11 protein-coding genes are annotated in these 21,112 nt (G+C 43.1%); 2 read left to right on the top strand and 9 right to left on the bottom strand.

The features are described 5' to 3' along the window. Window positions 1-167: 167 nt before the first annotated feature. Window positions 168-1,400 (top strand): hybrid sensor histidine kinase/response regulator, encoded by a 1,233-nt coding sequence (locus QUA33_RS20340; RefSeq protein WP_333150658.1) that lies wholly within the window; start codon window positions 168-170, stop codon window positions 1,398-1,400. Window positions 1,401-1,723: 323 nt separating this feature from the next. Here QUA33_RS20340 and QUA33_RS20345 read toward each other — a convergent pair whose 3' ends face one another. Beyond that, complete coding sequence (locus QUA33_RS20345; RefSeq protein ID WP_333150660.1) at window positions 1,724-1,876, bottom strand: hypothetical protein; 153 nt, start codon at window positions 1,874-1,876, stop codon at window positions 1,724-1,726. Window positions 1,877-2,071: 195 nt separating this feature from the next. Here QUA33_RS20345 and QUA33_RS20350 point away from each other — a divergent pair, with 195 nt between their 5' ends. Next, complete coding sequence (locus QUA33_RS20350) at window positions 2,072-7,093, top strand: PAS domain S-box protein (RefSeq protein ID WP_333150662.1); 5,022 nt, start codon at window positions 2,072-2,074, stop codon at window positions 7,091-7,093. A 226-nt stretch (window positions 7,094-7,319) separates the two neighbouring features. On the opposite strand, the gene QUA33_RS20355 is transcribed toward QUA33_RS20350, so the two are convergent. From QUA33_RS20355 to QUA33_RS20390, 8 genes are all read right to left on the bottom strand, one after another. Then, complete coding sequence (locus QUA33_RS20355) at window positions 7,320-9,068, bottom strand: diguanylate cyclase domain-containing protein (RefSeq protein ID WP_333150664.1); 1,749 nt, start codon at window positions 9,066-9,068, stop codon at window positions 7,320-7,322. Between the two features lie 38 nt (window positions 9,069-9,106). Continuing rightward, window positions 9,107-9,559 (bottom strand): response regulator, encoded by a 453-nt coding sequence (locus QUA33_RS20360; protein ID WP_333150666.1) that lies wholly within the window; start codon window positions 9,557-9,559, stop codon window positions 9,107-9,109. After that, window positions 9,556-9,774, bottom strand: coding sequence for a hypothetical protein (locus QUA33_RS20365; RefSeq protein WP_333150668.1), 219 nt, complete (start codon window positions 9,772-9,774; stop codon window positions 9,556-9,558). Before QUA33_RS20365 ends, QUA33_RS20360 begins: the two co-directional genes overlap by 4 nt. 271 nt (window positions 9,775-10,045) lie before the next feature. Beyond that, complete coding sequence (locus tag QUA33_RS20370) at window positions 10,046-11,953, bottom strand: PAS domain S-box protein (RefSeq protein ID WP_333150670.1); 1,908 nt, start codon at window positions 11,951-11,953, stop codon at window positions 10,046-10,048. Then, window positions 11,954-13,894: a response regulator gene (locus tag QUA33_RS20375; protein ID WP_333150673.1), complete on the bottom strand. Its 1,941-nt coding sequence runs from the start codon at window positions 13,892-13,894 to the stop codon at window positions 11,954-11,956. A gap of 291 nt (window positions 13,895-14,185) precedes the next feature. Next, on the bottom strand, window positions 14,186-17,344 hold the full coding sequence (locus tag QUA33_RS20380; RefSeq protein WP_333150675.1) for a PAS domain S-box protein: 3,159 nt from the start codon (window positions 17,342-17,344) through the stop codon (window positions 14,186-14,188). Next, window positions 17,341-17,739, bottom strand: a complete 399-nt coding sequence (locus tag QUA33_RS20385; protein ID WP_333100025.1) for a response regulator — start codon at window positions 17,737-17,739, stop codon at window positions 17,341-17,343. The genes QUA33_RS20380 and QUA33_RS20385 overlap by 4 nt, the downstream gene beginning before the upstream one ends. Window positions 17,740-17,798: 59 nt before the next feature. Next, the gene (locus QUA33_RS20390) at window positions 17,799-20,342 is read right to left on the bottom strand and encodes a CBS domain-containing protein (RefSeq protein ID WP_333150677.1); all 2,544 of its coding nucleotides are present in this window, start codon (window positions 20,340-20,342) and stop codon (window positions 17,799-17,801) included. Window positions 20,343-21,112 lie beyond the last annotated feature (770 nt).

Consider the following 21,112-nt stretch of genomic DNA (forward strand, 5'->3'; position numbering starts at 1 on the left):
TTCCAAAGAGAATGAAATTTTGGTGGGATGGGCATCCTACCCGCCCATAAAAGAAAGAGTGATTGCAAATAAAGGCATCTACGAAGCAACCAGGTTTCGAGAGCCGCACAAAATCACTTTAATCCGATTTAAACTCACAACCAACAACTAAAAATTAAAAAACTTGAATGTTTGCCTTGAATATGAACGATAAGAATTCCGAAAGAAGCATCATACTAATTGTCGATGACAACCAAACAAATCTTGACGTACTTTTCGAGTTGTTAAGGAATTATGGGTTTAAAGTATTAGTAGCTCTAGACGGCGAAAGTGCGATCGAGCAAATTGACTACATCCATCCAGACTTGATTCTTTTGGATATCATGATGCCAGGAATTGACGGTTTTGAAACTTGCCGACGTTTGAAAGCAGACTCGTCAACGCAAGATATTCCCATCATATTTATGAGCGCCCTTTCTGATACGCCTGATAAAGTAAAAGGCTTTCAGACAGGAGCCGTTGACTACATCACTAAGCCTTTCCAGCACGAAGAAGTTTTGAGCCGGATTCAAACCCACTTGACAATCCGCAGCTTGCAAAAAAAACTCGAAGAAAAAAACCTCGAACTTGCCCACCTCAACCAAAACCTGGAAAAACTTGTTGAACAAAAAACCAAGCAATTAATAAACCAGGAAAAAACAGCCATCATTGGACGTTTGACTCAGGGAATGGTTCACAACCTCAAAAGTCCGCTGCAAGTGATTCAGACTAGCGTCGATTTGATTGAAACAAAAGCTACACAAATTCAAGAAGACTCTCTGTTTAATTATAGTAAGTATATTTTTCAAGCGGTCACAAAAATCAATCAGATCATGGATACTCTGATGATGAAAAGCCGAAACGAGCAAAAGCAAGATTTGCACCCGGTGAATATCAACGATTTAGTGCAGAGAGAAATTCAGCTATTGGAAGGCAACCTGTATTTTAAGAACAAGATTAGAAAAAAATACTTTTATGACGAAGAAATTGCCAGTATTCCATTAATTTATTCCTATATTTCTCAAGTATTTTATAATTTAATCAATAATGCAATGGATGCTATGTGGGAAAAGAAAAGCAGAGAAATAACTATCGTGACTCGGCAGGATGACTCGAACATATATATGGATATTGCAGATACGGGATGCGGCATATCGTCTGAAGAACTGCCAAAAATCTTTGACCCGTTTTACACATCCAAGCCACCTAAAGGCGAGGAAAAAGCCGAAGGGGAACCGACAGGCACTGGTCTAGGACTTTATACTTGTATTGAACTTTTAAAACCTTTTAACGGTGAGATTGCTATTAGCAGCAATGTCGGTCAAGGCAGCGTGTTTACAGTTGTGCTGCCCAAGCCACAGAAAATTGAGCGACTCAACTGAGTTAAATCGTGGCCCGGTAGACAATGGTAATTAAGTTGGTAATTAGGTTTGTAGCAAGCAATGCAAATCTTTGTTACTGTAGCAAGAGAGGACTCGCATTGCTCAATACAAATATGCGCTAACTGCAAGCAATTAACCTAACACAATCTTAGAGCGTATTTTGTAAATCAACGGTAATTCTCGTACCTTTGTAATAATAGCATTATTGAAAAATAATAATGCCCCTTTAGGCAAACTTTAAACGGCTATTTAAAATCTAAAGTTTCAAAGGCTATTAGCCATGCAAATTTTGATTACTCCGCGCTTTTTTGACTTGCCTCTTGCTATTCCCCTGCCAAAGGTTGTAAATTAAAAGAGAGTTGAGTTGCAATATTGGTAAGAGTATAATAGTTTGGAGCCACTAGGTTTGGGGCGAGGCGGAAAACTTGCAGCGAATAACTCAATTCTACCAATAAATCTGCGGGGTCTGCAAGCACACAGCGCACTCTCAATCGTGCGGTTCAAGTTCCCCAATCATGAGCTAGGTATCTGCATCCGCTGCTGAGATTTTATAATTACTAAAAAATAGCAAAAGGATAGCAGTAAAAAAATGCCACTGTACGCAAAAACCAAAGGGTCATAGTCATCAGTCATTCCAAATCTCAAATCAAAAATATAAAATATAAAATGGTATGACATCTGTTTTTGAGTCAAATTTAACGCCTGCTTGTTTGAAAATTCTTTTAATAGAAGATTGTGCCGAAGATGCAAAACTAATTCAAGAATTACTGTCTGAGCCCCAACTAGGACAATCAATCGATATGACCAATGTAGTTCGCCTCCGGGAAGCTAGAGAAATTTTAAGCGACAAAAGTTTTGATGTAATTTTATTAGATACTTCACTTCCTGACAGCCTCAAATTTAATAATTTTTTCCGCCTTCAAGATTGCGCTATAAATACTCCGATCGTCATTCTGACAGCGGCCGATGACGAAGAACGGGCTGTTGAGTTAATTGCCGCTGGCGCCCAAGATTATCTGGTGAAAAGACAGCTAGACAGCCGGCTGCTGGTACGGACGCTCAGGTGTGCGATCGCCCGCCAGAAACGGCAAGCAGAATGGCAAAAAAGTCAAGAAAAATACCAGCAGGTTGTTGGCAATATCAAAGAAGTCGTTTTTGAGACCAATACTGCTGGCAATTGGACTTTTCTCAATCCGGCTTGGACGGAAATTACCGGGTTTACCGTTGATGAAAGCTTAGGAACTTCCTGTTTGAGTTACATTCATTCTGAGGATCAACACCAATATTTAAATTTGTTTAGAGGTCGGATACCAAATCAAAAAACATCCTGTTGCTACCAAAGTCGATATGTTACCAAACATGGCGAAATTCGGTGGGTGGAAGTGCAAGAGTTTTTTATTTTGGGCGGCAACGGAGAGGCGCAGGGTACGACAGGAACTATCAATGATATTACAGATAAAATCTTAGCACTTTCCGAACTAGAAGCTAGTAAAAAGTTTTTGAATGATACAATCGATGCCGTTGCCGATCCACTTTTTGTCAAGGATGAACAGCACCGTTGGATACTGTTAAATGATGCTTTTTGCAAGCTGATCGGGAAGCAGCGCGAGGAACTGCTGGGCAAATCCGATTATGACTTTTTCCCAAAACAAGAAGCGGAGATTTTTTGGCATACTGACCAACAAGTGTTTAGGACGGGGAAAGAAAACGAGAGTGAGGAAATATTTACGGACGCCAACGGTGCAAAGCACATTGTGTCTACTAAAAAAACTGTCTTTGAAAATACCGATGGCAGTAAAATTCTCGTGGGGATAATTCGAGATATCACTCAGGATAGGCGAAAACAATTAGCCCAGCAAGAAAGCGAAGCTAGACTTCGGCAACTTACTGCCAATTTGCCGGGAATAATTTATCAATTTCGCCTATCCGCCGACGGCGAAAAAAGTTTTCCTTATATTTCTTCGGCTAGCCGCGATTTATATGAATTGGAACCAGAAAATATTCAGCAAAATCCCCAACTACTTTTTAGTTGTATTCATCCAGACGACCGCCAAAAATTTGAAGAATCAATTGCTGTTTCTGCGGCAAATATGCAGCTTTGGTACCAGGAATGGCGCGCGATTTTCCCGTCTGAAAAAATTAAGTGGTTGCAAGGGGTTTCGAGACCGGGACGAGTTAATTTTCCCACAGAAATAGGGCAGGAAGGGGATATAGTTTGGGAAGGCATGGTGCTGGATATTACTGATTTAAAACAGGCCGAAGCAGCTTTGCGGGAGAGCGAAGCCAGATTTCGATCGCTCGTTGAGAATATTCCCGGCGCTATCTGCCGCAGCTTATACGATGCTGAGTGGAAGATGGTATTTATTAGTGATGAAATTGAGGTCATTAGTGGTTATCCTGCTGGGGATTTTATTGGCAACAACGGCTTGAGTTTTGCCAGCATTGTCCACGAGGCAGACAAGGAAATGGTCGATCGACAAATCAGCGCAGCAGTAGAGTCGAAACAGCCGTACAATCTAGAATACCGGATTGTTGGCGCTGACGGCGCGGTGCGGTGGATGTCGGAAAGAGGTAGGCCAACTTACAATCTAGAAGGGCTGGTTTTGTGGCTCGACAGGGCGATTTTTGACATTACCGATCGCAAACAAGCCGAACTGACTTTGTGCCTGGTAACTCAAGCTGTAGAAAGCGCTAGTGATGCGATCGCGATCGCAGATTTGGACGGTTATTCCGTTTATCACAATCAAGCATTTATTCAGCGCTACGGCTATACAGTTGAGGAACTCAATAATGCCGGCGGTCCAGCAGTAATGTACCCCAAATCTCAAGATTTGAGGAAATTATTTAGGGTGCTGCGGAAAGGTTTTTCCTGGGATACTGAAATTGAAATCAAGACTAAAAATGGCGAAATTATAGAAAGTTTATTACGAGCTAACTGCATTAAAGATAGCGCTAGTCAACCGATAGGAATGATAGCCATAATTTCCGATCTCACAGAAATAAAACGCACGGAATCGGCATTAAAACTAAGTCAAGAGCGCTTGCAGTTGGCGGTCTCAGGCAGTTCTTTGGGGCTGTGGGATTGGAATATAGCTACTGGCGAAACTTATTTCGACTTTCATTGGAAATCAATGCTTGGTTACGCAGAAATAGAAATAGAAAACAACCTCAAAAGTTGGGAAAAATTGCTGCATCCAGATGATCGAGTGAAGGTAATGAAATCTTTGAATTCATATTTGGAAGGTGAGACTAATATCTATGAAGTTGAATTTCGGATGCTCAACAAAGCGGGCAATTGGCAGTGGATTCTGGCGATGGGCAAGATAGTCGAGTACGACGAATGGGGGGCGCCGTTGCGAATGACAGGCACTCACAAAGATATCAGCGCCCGCGTTGCAGCAGAAGCCGAAAAAACGCAGTTAATCGCATCTCTGCAACTAAGTGCCGAACAGTTGCAAACAGCACAAAGAATAGCCCGCATCGGCAATTGGGAATTCGATATGGAGGCAGGAATTATTACTTGGTCGGAAGAACTGTTTCGAGTTTACGGTCGAGAATTGAATCGGGCGCCGACAATGGAAGAACTTTTAGAGCAAATTCATCGCGATGACAAAGAAAGGTTTTCACAAGTTGTGCAAAACGCAATGACTGAAGGGACAGCTTACGACATCGACCACCGCATCTATTTTTCATCAGGAGAAATCAGGCACGTTAACGCTAAAGGACAATCTGTTAAAAATGAGTTTGGTCAGGTGGTGCGGCTGTTTGGCACGGCAATGGACATTAGCCATCGCAAAAAAGCAGAAATTGCTTTACAAGAAAGCGAACAGCGATTTCGCGCTGTATTTGAACAAGCGGCGATTGGCATTGTGAAAGTGTGGCCAGACGGTCAACTTTTGAATGCCAATCAAGGGTTTTGCAATATTGTCGGATACTCAGAATTGGAGCTGAAATCACGAAATGTTGGGGCTATTTCTCACCCCGAAGATGTAGCAGCCGATGTCGAGTCGCGCGACAGACTGTTAGCTGGGGAAATTTTTAATTATTCCATTGAGAAACGCTTTATTCGCAAAGATGGTTCATTAGTTTGGACTAATATGACTGTATCTTTAGTTCGGGAGGTGTTTGGGGAACCTAGCTATGTAATTGGTGTGATTGAAGATATTAGCGCTCGCAAAATTGCCGAGGCTATCTTGCGCCAGCAATTAAAGCGAGAACGCCTGGTGGTAGGAATGCTGGAACGCATTCGCTCTTCTCTCAATTTAGAAGAAATTTTGACAAAAACTGTTGCTGAAGTACGGCAATTTTTACAAACAGACCGGACAGTAATTTATCAGTTTAATCCCGATTGGAGCGGTTTTGTAAATGTCGAGTCAGTGGGCAAAAATTGGCTGGCTATTCAGGGAATAACTATTGACGATTCCTGCTTTGAAGACAGCTATGCTTCTGCTTACGAACACGGTCGTACTGTAGCTGTCGATGATATTTACCAAGCCGATCTTTCCGAGTGCTATATTAATTTATTAAGTCAATTTCAGGTGCGAGCTAATTTGGTAGTGCCAGTTTTGCAAGGCGAGAAGTTGTGGGGGCTATTGATTGCTCACGAGTGCGCTGGTCCCCGCCACTGGCTGGAAATTGAGGTCGAGTGTCTCAAACAAATTAGCGTGCAGTTGGCGATCGCGATCCAGCAATCAATGCTGTTTGAGCAAGCACAAAGTGAAATTACCGATCGCAAACAAGCGGAGTCAGCTTTGCAGGAATCGGAAGCGCGAGAACGTTCAAAAGCCCTAGAGTTAGAAGCAGCTATTAACAAACTCCGAACGACTCAAGCTCAGCTCGTTCAAAATGAAAAAATGGTGAGTTTGGGTCAGTTAGTTGCTGGTGTTGCTCACGAAATCAATAACCCTGTTAGCTTTATTCACGGCAATATCAATCCGGCTCGCAATTACACTTTAGATTTGCTGGAATTGATTAAAGTTTACCAGGATTACTGTCCTAATCCTCCAGCCCAAGTCTTGGATAAAATTAATGAAATAGACTTGGATTATATTGCTGAGGATTTCCCGAGATTGTTTAATTCGATGCAAGTAGGAACCGAGCGAATTGTCGAGATTGTGAAATCGTTGCGTAATTTTTCCCGATTGGACGAGTCTGCTGGGAAGTCGGTTAATATTCACGAGGGAATTGATAGCACTTTGATGATTTTGCAAAATCGGTTAAAATCTCACAGCAGTCCGGGAGAAATTAAGGTAGTTAAAGATTACCAACTATTGCCACAAATTGAATGTTTTCCTGGCGAGTTGAATCAGGTATTTATGAACATTTTAATTAATGCGATCGATGCTTTGGAAGAACGGGACAAGCAGCGTTCAATCGAGGAGTGCGATCGACATCCCAGCACGATCGTTATTCGCAGTTATCAGGCTGCTGCCGGCTTCGTAGCAGTATCTATTGCGGATAACGGGCGGGGGATACCGGAGTCAGTGCGATCGAGGCTGTTTGACCCGTTTTTTACGACTAAACCTGTGGGCAAGGGCACGGGTTTGGGATTGTCGATTTCTCACTCGATTATCGTCGATCGCCACGGCGGCAGATTGAGCTGTATTTCAACACCGGGAGAGGGAGCGGAGTTTTTGATTGAAATTCCAGTGCGATCGAATTTAACAGGTAGGAAGTCAAATTTAGGGCAATAAATTAGCAATTGGTAATTGGAAATTGGGAAGCGGAAATGGGTAATATCGAATACCGTAACATCGGAATTATACCCTGCCAGCGAGCATTATCCTTGATCCGGGTCACTCGATCGCATTCCGCTGGCAGTACAGTCATAAAATTATTATTACGATACTAAGGTCAACAATATGAGTTGTGAGTGAAAAATCAAACACGATCTTACTAATTACCAATTACCTGCAACTTTTACATAAAAATCGGGGAAGATTCCGAGTTACTGCTGGCGTGACAAATGCGATTTTTGCCTTCGGTTTTGGCTTGATAAAGGGCGCTGTCAGCGCTGCGAATTAGGGTGTGGGGAGATTCCTGGGCAGAAGGAATCGCTGTCGCAATGCCGCAACTGAGGGTAACGTAGGGGCCGATCGACGATCGCGCGTGGGGCAGTTTCAAGCTGGCGATGCCGTCGCAAATTTTCCGGGCGACAGCGTTTGCTCCTTCGGCGCTAGTGTTGGGCAGCACTAGGGCAAACTCTTCGCCACCGTAGCGAGCAGTCAAATCCCCAGCCCGGTTGGTGGATCTGGCGATCGCCCCGGCAACTTGGCGCAAACAATCGTCCCCGCCCAGATGCCCATAAAACTCGTTGTAAAGTTTAAAAAAGTCGAGGTCAAACATAATTAAAGACAGCGGAAGTTCCTCTCTTGCCAATCGGCGCCACTCTAAGCTCAAAACGCGATCGAACTGGCGGCGATTGGCAATGCCAGTCAGTCCGTCAGTAGTTGCCAGTTGCTGCAATTTTTGATTGGCTATTGCTAGCTTGCGGTAAAGTTGAGATTGTTCGATCGCGATCGCCACTTGATTGGCCAAGTGCTGTAAAAAATCAATTTCCCACTGCTGCCATTCCCTGACACCGCAGCAATTGTATGCTGTCAACATTCCCCACAAACTATTGCCTTTTTCTGCGATCGTATCCGGCAAATTTTTACCCTGCGCCTGCGGGTTATCACTCGCCTGATACCAAATATAATTTTCCCCTGCATCTTGATTTTTCTCGACTTCCCAAACAGTGGCTTCTTGTGTTTCTTTTGCCGTTTCCCAGTCGCCTGATTGCCAAATTGGCACGCTGATAACTGCTGCAATTTCACAATCTGCCAGCAATTCTTTGCAACTGCCAGCCAAGGGGGCAGTGCTGACATCTGCTATTGCTTGTACCGACTGGGATTCGACTAAAACAAAGCATGACACCGCCAAAGCAGCACTAATATTTTGGTTTTCAATATAACCTTCTGGCAAACCGTCACCGGCGACGATCGCACCTTTTTGCTCTTCCCCATCCAATTGAGACACCCAATCCTGACAGCGATAAATTAAAACGCGATCTGTTTGGAGGAACTGGCGCACTTCTGCAACCGTACATTGGAGAATGCTTGCCGGATCTATTGACGATCGAATATGTTCGATCATTTTGCCCAACAGCCGCTGTCGAAGAGCCTGCTGTCGCAATTGTTCTTCAATTTGCTGGCGTTCGATCGCGTAATGGATTGCCCGCACCAGCAGAGTTCTGTGAAATCTTCCCTTTACCAAACAATCTTGAGCGCCCCAGCGCAATACCGACCGAGCTATATTTTCATCGTTGATATCTGTCAGCACCACAATTGGCAATGTGGGCCATCGCCCTTTCAAAACTGCGATCGCCTCGCTTCCTCTCAAGTTGTCTGACACTGACAAATCTAATAGTACGGCGTCAAACTTGTCTACTTCCAGACGCCCAACTGCTATCTCCAGAGACTTAACAGTTTGGAGAAGAAATAGAGACTCGCTGAATGACCCTAGAAGATCTTCGATCATTGTCGGAGCTCCGAGGTCATCCTCAACCAACAAAATTTTCAGACATTGGTTAGGTTTTAACACAACTATAGCGTTCGGAGCGGGTCGAAGGCAACTTTTTTTTGAGAGCGATACTTGCGATCGGCAAATATTTCGGCTTATCAAATTCACTATACACTCAAACTATGGATTTAGCCCTCCATTAAAGTTTACATATCGGGCGGCAGTGAAACGATTTCAAACCAATACTCACATAAAGCCTTCATTACTTCCAGCAATCCTTCAAAAGTGACTGGTTTGGATATGAAAGAATTGGCTCCTAAGCGGTAGCAAAGCAAGATATCTCCTCGGCGGTGGGAAGTTGTGAGCATTACAACCGGAATTTGTTGCAAATGGGGGTCAGCTCTGATCGAAGTTAGTGTTTCGCGCCCGTCCAGCCTCGGCATATTCAAATCCAAAAGTATCAAGTCTGCCTGATGCCAATTGCTGCTAGCAAAATATTGACCACGGCGGTACAAATAGTCTAGTACCTGTTCTCCATTTTCCACAAATTCGCTCGTAATTTCTAATCGAATTTCTCGCAATGCTTCCTCCATCAAAAAGCGCGTATCCTCGTCATCGTTTGCTATTAAAAGAGTAAATTTTTTCTTTTTATAACTCACCGCTTTGCCTCACTACGAACGTCCTTTGTGAGGTTGCGTGATTTGGAGCCGTGTCTGAGTACCTGCACAGCATCTCTTTCCATCATCCGGTAAATCAGGCTGAGAACACTAAAAGTGTGTTGCAGCCATGTCCCGTTTTTCTCTATTTGCAAAGGTTTGCGAATTATGCTTGTTTCACTTTCCAGTCTGTCCGAGAACCGGCAAACTGCAAACATATTACAAATCCTTCTCCGCGAACTACTAAGGAAACTATTGCATCCCAAAGCAAGATGCTCTGGATACTGTTGAAAAAAATTAACAAGTCTTGCGCGCACCGCTGATTTATAAGTTGTATAAGGATAAAGCTAATAGATTTATATTGATACATTTTTAGCTCGCTGTCATCAGTGAATATGCTACACTTTACAAGCATTTTTGTAAAGAGAACATAAAGATGGTTAAAGCTTAAGTAAAGGACGAGTGACTCCTTCAGGCGGGCTGTTGACTTCACTTTGGTATAGGAATAGAAAAATAAAAAGTCGAGCCTCGATTGGGTTCTGATTCTACCCAAAGTCTGCCGCCGTGTCGCTCGACAATTCTTTGACAAATCGCTAAACCGATACCAGTTCCAGAATACTGTTTTTGGGTGTGCAAGCGCTGAAAAATCTGAAAAATTCGCGGATGGTACTGTGAGGCAATCCCAATACCATTATCCTGCACTGAAAACACCCAGTTATCCCCCTGATGCAAAGCGTCCACCTGCACCACCGGCGCCTCACTGCTGCGGTACTTAATGGCGTTACCAATTAAATTTTGAAACAGTTGCAGCAGTTGAAAACAGTCACCTGTTACCCTTGGCAAATTCCCCTTAGTAACTGAAGCTTGATTCTCGCGGATAGCCAAATGCAAATTAGCACAAGCATCCTCAAAAACCCGATTGCAATCTATCATGTCAAAAGGTTTCTGACTGCGACCGACCCGCGAATACTCCAGCAAGTCATCAATCAGCGCCTGCATCCGCTCGCAAGAATTAACAATATTGCGGATGAATTTATTCCCTTGGGCATCAAGTTGGTTGGGAAAGCGTTTTTCTAATAGTTGAGCGTAGCCGGCAATCGTACTCAAAGGCGCTTGCAAATCGTGAGAAGCTACGTAAGCAAACTGTTCTAGTTCGGCATTAGAACGAGTTAATTCTTGAGCGTAGCGGGTTTGAGTGTCTAAACTCTCTTGCAGCAATTCTTGTACCAGTTTGCGTTCGGAAATATCCTCGATCGCACAAATTAAATACTGCAGCGTTCCCTTGACATCGCGCATTGCCGAAACAGTAACATTTGCCCAGCGGACTGCCTCATCTTTGCATAACAAACGCTTTTCCACAGAAAAAGTTTGAATCTTCCCGGATAACAGTGAACGCAGGTATTCTCTGTCCACTTCTCTGTCATCTGGGTGAGTAATTGCTTCCCAATTTTGCTGTAACAATTCGGATTGTGCATAGCGGACAATTTGACAAAAGCCGGGATTTACCCGCATAAATTTACCGCAAAGCGCGGTTTTAGCTATGCCAACCGCAGCTTGCTCGAATATCGCGCGGAAGCGTTCTTCGCTGTCTCGTAGGGCAATTTCTGCTCGTTTGCGATCGGTAATGTTACGAAATGTTACTGCCAGACCATCGTTTAATTTCACAGCCACAATGTGCAGCCAAACAATAGTATCTCGCTCCTGTTCGTAATAAAATTCTTGGTCTACAGTTTCTCCTGTTTCTACTACAGACACATACAAATCAAATAACCCGTTATTGCTAACTTGGGAAACTTTCGCTAACAAATTTTTGCCAACTATGTCATTTAATAGCAGACCATAAAATTTTTCAGCGGCCGGGTTGATCAAGAGCCACTGGAAATCTACAATATTTCCCTCACTGTTGCGGACAGCAGAATAAGCCACCACACAGTCTAATGAACTATTTAATATGCTAGAAAGCAGCGACTGGGACTGTTGCAGTTGATAATTTTGTTCTTTTAATTGCTGTTGCAGTTTTTGCAAGCGGACTTGCTTGTCGATGCGTGCTAAAACTTCTTCTACTTGAAATGGTTTAGTAATATAGTCAGCACCTCCTACTCGAAAAGCTTGTAACTTATCGTTCATTTCATCTAATACGCTTAAAAATATCACCGGGATTTGTTCGGTTTCCGGTGTCGCTTTCAGTCTCCGACAAACTTCATAACCGTTCATTTCCGGCATTCTAATGTCGAGTAAAATTAAATCCGGGCAATGGCCGATCGCAACATTCAACGCCAGTGGACCGCAAATAGCTCGGTAAACTTGATACCCCTGGGATGTTAGCAGTTTGGATAAGAATCGCAGATTGCTTGGTTGGTCATCAACCACCAATACTTTAATTTCGCTATTATCCATTTATTTTAAACTCGATTGAGTTAAATCCATTATCTTGTCGAGTCGGTAATCGGCAAGCAAATCTTTTAAAGCCTCAGCTAAAGTTGGATGACTTTCCCAGATGCGATCGACAAGTTGAATCGCCAGCTCTTCATTAACATCATTAGCTGCTTCGTAGAGTTCCTGCACCCAGCTTTGAGGCATCTGAGCCAGTAGCTCTCCGAAAAATAAATCCGGTTTTTCGTTCACACAATAACGCCGTAAAGCCCCGACTGGGAGCCGGGGCAACTCTTGATAAAGATAGCGCACTTCCAAGTAGCAAGACATCTTATCAAAGAGGATTTGTTCTTGAAAAGGTTTTCGCACAAAATCGTCGCAACCTGCGGCGATAATTTCGCCTTTTTTTTCCTCAAAAGTGCTAGCAGTCAGAGCAATAATTACAGTTCGCCACTGAGTTTGTTTCTCTTTCGCTCTAATTTGTCGGACAGCTTCAAAACCGTCCATTACCGGCATTCGCGTATCCAGCCAAATTAAATGAGGCTGCCAACTTTCCCAAAGTTCAACCGCTTGGTAGCCATTTTCCGCTTCTCGGACTTCAAAACCAATTGGTTGCAACATTTTAACCAGCAGCAGCCGATTTTCTTGATTGTCGTCAACTGCTAAAATCCGATAAATCGGTTGATCTGCTTCTAGCCCGATCACGCGCTGCAATGTCGCCACTGTTATTTCAGACGAAATAGCGGCAAATACTCGGATATTAAATTTAAAACTTGTTCCCTCACCTAAAACACTTTTTACCCAAATATCCCCACCCATTATCTGCACGTATTTTTTAGTAATTGTCAAACCCAACCCCGTACCATCAGCCGCTTTTCTCCCCGCTTGTGTTTGCACAAAAGCATCAAATAAAGTATCAATTTCTGCTGTTGCTATGCCAACTCCCGTATCTTCAACTTCAAACAAAATTAACAAGGGTTCGACTGAGGTAGAATTAGGATGACTTTCCGATTCTGTCGGCTGCGGCTGGTTGGTTTCCACGCTCACGCGCAGCCAAATACGGCCCCCGTCGTGAGTAAATTTCATGGCATTTCCCAGCAGGTTAATTAAGCAGACGCGCAGCTTGTTTTCGTCAGTTTTTATATATTGGGGAACATTTGCCTGGACGGAAAATCTCAGTTGCATTTTTTTTGTTTCAGCTTTGATTTGAAACATTTCTTCGAGAGTGTCGAGGAGTTGATAAAGGTCAAAGCTGCGTTCATCTAAGCCAATTATCCCTGCTTCTATTTTCGACAAGTCTAAAACATCGTTAATTAGTTCGAGCAAATGTTGACCGCTGCGGTTAATAATTCGGAGGTTTTCAAGATTTTCGTGGCTGAGCAAAGAGTCGCGACTCATGACTTGGGTAAAACCCAGGATGGCGTTCAGGGGCGTCCGCAATTCGTGGCTCATGTTGGCAACAAATTGACTTTTTGCGAGCGATGCAGCGGCCGCTGCTTCTTCGGCTTTTTTGCGTTCTATTATTTCTTCTTGCAGTTCTTTATTGCGATCGAGCAATTGTTTTTTCAGTCTCTGGATAGTCAGTTGGTGTTCGATTCGCGCTAAAACTTCTGCTACATGAAATGGTTTTGTGACATAATCTACCCCTCCAACTTTAAAGGCGGTTACTTTGTCCAATACTTCATCTAAAGCACTGATAAAAATAACGGGAATTTCTGAAGTATTCGGATCTTCCTTGAGCTGTGTGCAGACTTCGTAGCCGTCCATTTCCGGCATTTTGATGTCGAGCAAAATCAAATCGGGAGAACCAGAGCGCGCGGCTCTGATTGCCATTTTGCCGTTAATTACGCCGCGGACTTTGTAGCCCCGATCGGACAGCGTTGCTGATAAAACTTGCAAATTTTCTGGAGTATCGTCAACAATTAATATGTTGCCTTTATTTTCTTCTATTTGATTTTTGGTCATCGATCGCTATTTTTTGTTAATTTAATGTAGAAATTATGAAAAGTGGTTAAATGTTCATTATAGCACTCCCTCCTCAATGAACTCCTTTTCTATTTACAGAACTTATCCTAGTGAAGATTTGGGATGTGAGATGTGAGATTAAAGAATTGAGAATGACTGATGATTACCAGGGTGTGGAGCTTGGGTACAAGTAAATTAGCCGATCGCCTGCAGGCCAGTTTACAAATAGAGGCGATCGACATACACGATCGATAATCCTAAACCTGCCCGTATCTCTTCTTCTTTCATCCTTCAACAATTTCTAAACTCCTCAATCAAATCGATAATCCGATCGCATCGAAAGTTATTCGCCAAATCGGCGAGCGCGCTGCGGAAACTAGCATTAATAGGAGGAATCGACAACAACAGCCGAAAAATCTCCTCGTTATCAACCGCATCCGCCGCAGAATACAATTCATCAATCCATTCAGCAGGCATATCTTCCAAAAATGAAGAATTGAGCGTCAAAGCCAAATCAGCCGTTTCAGTTGCCGTGGAAACCTCGGCGGACACCGCAGCATCAGAACTTAGCGAAGCTTCTCGATCGTAAACATAGCGGACTCCCAGATACTTAGCCATCTTTTCCAGAATCACTTGCTCTCGAAAAGGCTTCGCTACAAAATCATCACAACCAGCAGACAAAATCAGCGATCGCTCCTCATCAAAAGCACTTGCAGTCAGAGCAATAATCACCGTTGCTTGACCTTTCAAATGCGCTTTAATCTGTTTAGTAGCTTCGTAACCGTCCATCACCGGCATCCGCATATCCATCCAAATCAAATGAGGTTCCCAACTCGACCACATTTCCACAGCTTGAACGCCATTTTCAGCTTCCTGCACCGCAAAGCCGAGCGATGTCAGCATTCTGACCAACAGCAAGCGGCTTTCCAGGCGATCGTCAACAGCTAAAATCCGGTATTCTCGCTGTCCGGGTTCGAGACCAACCACTCGGCGAGCTGTTTGAGCAACCTGAATTTCCACTGCATTAGGGAGCGAGACTTTAACATCAAATCTAAAAATGCTGCCGCGACCGAGGGTGCTTGTTACCGTCATCTTCCCTCCCATTAACTGAACGAACTGCTTGCTGATTGGCAAGCCTAAACCGGTTCCTTCTTGAGCTTTTTTCCCGCTTTCTGTTTGCGCGAAAGGTTTAAACAAATTCTCCATTTCTTCCGCAGAAATTCCTGAACCTGTGTCTTCCACTTCAAATAGCAATGAGCACCTCTCACTTAGCGAATTTTCTGGGGAGCTTTTATTTTTTAGCAGCTCATGTTTGACTCTTAAATTGACACCACCTTCCGCAGTAAATTTAATAGCATTTCCGACGACATTTATCAATACTTGTCGCAACTTGCTTTCGTCAGTTTCTATATATTGAGGTAGATGTGGTGGGCAATCAAAAATTAACTGCAACCCTTTTTTTTCGGCTTGCAGCTTCAGCATATGTTCAGTATTTTTTATCATTTTGTGCAAGTCGAAAGTGCTGTTATTAAGTGTGACCAGGCCGACTTCAATTTTTGACATTTGCAGAATATTGTTGATCAGAACGAGCAAATGTTCTCCGCTCTGGGTAATAATTCCTAAGTATTGCTGTTGATCGGCACCGAGGTCTGGGTCGCGGGCTAGCAGTTGGCTGAAACCGAGAATGGCGTTGAGGGGAGTTCGCAATTCGTGGCTCATATTCGAGAGAAACTCGCTTTTTGCTCTGTTCGCTCTGTCGGCTTCTTCTTTAGCTTTTCGTAGAACTATTTCAGCTTGCTTCCGTTCGGTAATATCGCTAGCAGTTCCTGTTGTGCCGATGATGTTTCCTTCAGCGTCCATGCGCGCGATCGCCTTGGTATTTACATCAATCTTTCTGCCGTCTTTTCCTAATACTATATTTTCGTACTGAAACACATTTTTTCCCGTTAGCAAGCGCTGCTGAAGTTCCCATTTCCAGTCTATTTCTCCTGGAGCCAAGAAATCGCTAAAAGAACAGCCGAGCATTTCTTCAGGCTCGTAACCGTATATTTGTTTAACTGCTTGGTTCACAAAAGTAATGTGTCCTTGAGCATCACAAGACCAGATAATATCTTGGGAAGTTTCAACTAAATGACGGTATTTTTCTTCGCTCTCTGCTAGGGCTATTTCTGCTAGCTTGCGTGGGGTAATGTCCATCAAAGTTGTGAAGAGTTTTGTCACTTGCCCTTGTTGGTTGACAACTACTTCTCCTCTGGCTTCGATGTAGCGGATAAAGCCGGCTTCACTTATTTGTGACGGGGAATTATCCGCAGCAATTTGGGCTTCCGGTCGCAGAATTCGATATTCCAAACTGTAAGATTGCCCGCTAGCAATAGCAGAGTCGATCGTTGTTTGCCACTTTTGTCGATCGTCCGGATGTACGTATTGCGAAAACTCAGCTAGTGTTGGCGCAGGCTGGGTTGGATCGAGCCCAAAAATCCGAGATAACTCTTCCGACCAAGTAGTTGTGTTGGCAGAGAAATCGCATTCCCAATTACCGACACGGGCGATTCTTTGGGCTGCTGCTAAAGAAGCCGCTACAGCTCGGAGTTTTTCTTCGGCTAATTTGCGATCGCTAATATCTTGAATTACAGAAATTACGCAAGTTTCGCCATGAATGTCAATGATTTCTGCTGACAGCAGTCCGGTTCTGATTTCCCCTGTTTTAGTGCGAAAATCAAATTCGTAGTTGAGAATAATTTGTTTTTCATCTAACATTTTAAACAACTCGGCGCGGGCTTGTATATTTTCCCAAAGATTCAAATCAAGCGCCGTGCGATCGAGGATTTCTGCGGCGGAATAACCGATGCTCTGGCAAAAAGCCTCATTAATTTCTAAATAACGACCGTCATTAAGTCTGGTAATAGCAATCGGGTTGGGAGAAGAACGAAAAGCTTTAGCAAACTTTTCCTCAGACAAGCGCAATTGTGCAGTCCGCTCCTCGACTAAAGTTTCCAGTTCTTGATTCAGCTTTTGGAGTTGAGAATTTTGTTCCGCTAATTGCTTCTCCCTAAAATAGCTGTTAATCGCTTCTTTTACCGTCAACTTCAAATCTTCCGACTGCCAAGGTTTCGATATGTATCGGTACAATTTAGCATATTTAATAGTATTCGCCACTGCTTCTAGGTCTGCTTGCCCCGTCAGCATAATTTTGATAGTTTTTGGCGAAATTCTGTGAATCTGCTTCAGCAATTCGTCCCCTTTGATATTCGGCATCAGATAGTCGGAAATCACTGCTACGATTTCGCAACCCTCTGCCAGTAATTCCTCAATTAACTCTAAAGCATCTTCGCCGCCTTCAGCGGTTTCTAATAAATGTTCTTCCCCCAGGGTTTTTTTTAACTCAATTTTCAAACTTTGAAGAATTATCGGTTCGTCATCCACGCAAATAATCACAGGTTTATTATTCATATTTTTGTCAAACCAGATTTTATAGTTTCTACTAATTCTTTGCGCTCCCATGGCTTGTACAAACAACGGTGCAAGTTTGCTTGCTCTTTCACCCGTGCTATCGCTACTTCGTCGGCTTGCCCTGTCAGCATGACTTTCACAATTTTAGGATATTTTTGGTGAACCATAATCAAAAAATCATCTCCTTTAATCCCTGGCATTAACCAGTCAGATACTATGACCAAAATATCACTTTCATCTTCTTTTTGAATTTCCTCCATAATTTCCATAGCTTCATCTGCATTTTCTGCTACTTCATAGAGGTAAGCATCCCCAAATTCTTTTTTAAGTTGAATTTTTAAACTATTTAAGACCACAACTTCATCGTCAACGCACAAAATTACTGGTTTAGGCATAAAGCTTCACTTCTATTAAAATTTAAAACTTCGGTATTCCCCTCTTTTTTTAATTGCTATCAAGGAATTTCGATAGGCAAGAATATAGTAAATTTTGTTTGACCAGGCACGCTTTCTACGTGCAGTTCACCTTGGTGTTTTTCCAGGATTTTTTGAACTATATCTAATCCCAAACCACTGCCTTCCCCTGGAGGTTTAGTTGTGAAAAACGGCTCAAAAATTCTCGGCATAATCTCTGGGGGAATCCCTGGCCCACTGTCGGTAATACTGACTGATATTACGTTCGCTTGGTGTTTGACATCAATTTTTAACACTCCTTTGTTGCCCATCGCTTGTAAAGCATTGTGAATCAAATTTGTCCAAACTTGATTGAGTTCATCAGGATAGCATAGCACAGAGGGCAAATTAGTACCATAGTTTCTGACCACTTCCACACCGTGTTTGATTTGGTAGTGGTAAAGCGTTAAAACAGTATCAATACCGTCGGTAATATTAGCGATCACTTTGGAACCAGACTGGTCGTAACGAGAGTAGCTTTTCAAAGCAAAAACGATTTTGGCTGCCCGATCTGTGGCAGTAGCAATATTTTTAGTGCTTTTTTGTACCGTAGCAAATTGGTAGGCGGTTTGTACAATATTTCGACTTTGGCTGTCTTTCAACAAAGGTAAAAAAGGCTCTACATTATTGCCGATGCCGATATCTAATAATGTACAAGCAAGACTGGCGGCGTCGTCAATTTTTTCTGATTCTAATTGCCCCTGCAAAAGTTTTTTTAACTGACGTTTTTCTTTACTAGATAATCTATCTGTTTCTTGGCTGGACTTGTGTAGCAAAGCAAAGAAATCCTGTCGCCGTTCCGGGGATAGTTGTTGAAAAAATATCGGCAACTGTTGCAATTGTTCCGTCCAGAAGTCGGCGATGTTCTGCACAGAAGAGCGAATCGCCCCTAAAGGAGAATTGATTTCATGAGCAACTCCGGCAATTAACTGTCCGAGGGCTGCCATTTTTTCTGATTGAATGAGTTCTTTCTGAGTCCGCTTCAGTTCTTCTAAGGTATGAGATAACTCTGCATTTTTTTGGCACAGGGCTGACTCGGCTATTTTGCGGGCATTGATGTTGCGGGCAACCCAAATGACTGCATCTTTTGAGAACAGAGAAATGCAGGCGGAAAACCAAATTTCGCGACCAGAAACTGTTAAGCTGTAGTCAAAATTGAGAGTTTGTTGTGTTTCTAACACTTGCTGAACTAACACCCACCAATCATCCGGGTTGTCGTCGTCAAAAAAATGTTCTATGGTCAAGCTGACTATATCGCAATCAGGCTCAGAAGCCGCTGCCACATTCGTTGGCAAAACTTCTATATTCCTCTGACTGTCTAGCACGAGAACGATGTCAGTCATCGCTTCAAAAACGGCGCGGACTTTCTTTTCTGAAAAGTATAATTTGTCTTCGAGCAATTTTCTACCGCTAATTTGTTGCTGCAATTCTTCGTTACTGGCTGCTAGTTGAACCGTGCGGTCTAGAACTCGCTGTTCGAGTTCGGTGTTGAGGCGGCGAACTTCAGCTTCAGCGGTGGTGCGGTCTTCTATTTCCTTTTTTAACTGACTGTTGGCATTAATTAATTCTAAAGTTCGTTGTTTAATTTGTTCTTCCAAATTATCATTTAAAGTTCGCAATTTTTCCTCTACTTCTGTTCTCCGCAACGCTTCTTTTTGCAATTCTTCGTTCATTTTGTTCAACTCCTGAGTTTTGTGTGCAACTGTTTCCTGCAAAAGCTCGACATTTGCGTGCATTTCTACCGGATCTAAGGCTTGCAGCAGGCTAATTTCAGTCACAATTCCGGCTAAATATCCTTCTTCGTCCACTACCACCAAGCGCCGGATGCGGTGCTGCTGCATTAACTGATGAGCCTGCCATAAAGTGGCTTTTACCTGCAACTGTATCAGCGGAAAACTCATCGCGGCGGTGACGGGAGTGCCTGCGAAATCTAGTCCAGAAGCTTGGAATTTAACAATGTCGCGTTCTGTAATTATGCCCACAGGTTTCTGATTTTTGTTGCCACTGTCAGTGCCAATGACTATGCAGCTTTTTCCCTGGGATATCATCTGTTTTGCGACTTCTAAAACTGAGGCGCTGCTTGAGGTAACTATTACTTGTGCGGTCATAATTTCTTCGGCGCGCCACATTTTCAGTAAGTCTGCCGGTTTGAGGAGTTGACGGATGCTTTCGCAGGTGATAGCCCCTAGCAAGTTACCACCTTCGTCTAGGAGGGGTAAATGACGGATTCTTTTTGAATGCAATATGTTTAATACCTTGAAGATATTCCCCGCTTTATCGAGGGAAATAGCGAGCGGGTTTTCAGTCATCACCTCAGAAATTGCCACCCCTGCTAGCGAAATACCGCTAGCAGTTATTTTCACAACATCGCGCTCTGTAAAAATTCCGAGCAATTGCTGCTCAAACCCGATTAAAATGCAACTGGCATTCGCCTCCGTCATGGCAGCAATTGCGACTTTCAAGGGTGTGTCTGGAGGCAGCACCGGCGGTTTGGGGTCGATCGCCTGTTCTAGCAAGCTTTGGGCATCAGAAACTATTGTTGACATGGGCAAATTAAGGGGGATAGATGCAGGCGGAACCGGCACTTAATACGATTTTAGATTTCCGATTTTACAGTCACAGCACGCTCACCGCAATCGAGAGTTGACATCGGTCTAGAGTTGCATTTTTACTAGCGCATTGGTATGACTTTTAGTGCGATCGCGCTAAACGGCGATCGGAATTGATACCATACACGTCCTTTGGCCGATAACTGATGTTACTTCTATTTTACCCAAATGTTTTTTCACACTTTTTTTAACAATCTCCTTTTCCCACCCGCTGCCTTAGTCGGCGGGTATGGTGGTAAAGAACGGTTCAAATATTCGTGGCCAAATTACCGGGTTATTCAGTTGCCACTGACGAACAGGTTTGGATTTTCTGCTCTCACCTCTATTTTGAAAACTCGGCAATTCTCTATAGCTTGTAAAGCATTGTGCCTCAGATTTATCGAAAATTGTTTTACTTCGTCTGGACTCGACAACAATTGGGGCAGTTGAATTTAAGAATTTCTGACAAGTTTTACTAAGTATTTTAGTTATTTTAATTAAAAGTTAGTATAGTTTTAATCGGTCAGTAATTTGGGAAATCAGTTTGCTACTATCATAGATTTATATAGCAAAACCATTGGATTTGTAAATAATCGATTCAATCATCACAAGCGTTTCAGGTTATTCTACATTCACGACTCAAATAGACTTGCTATAGCCTTTCTCACAAAGATGAGGTATGATGTTACTGACACTCATTCATGAGGGTCAAACAGAGAACACACGAT

Origin of the sequence: Microcoleus sp. Pol14D4 (assembly GCF_036701245.1) — a bacterium.
GTDB lineage: Bacteria > Cyanobacteriota > Cyanobacteriia > Cyanobacteriales > Microcoleaceae > Microcoleus.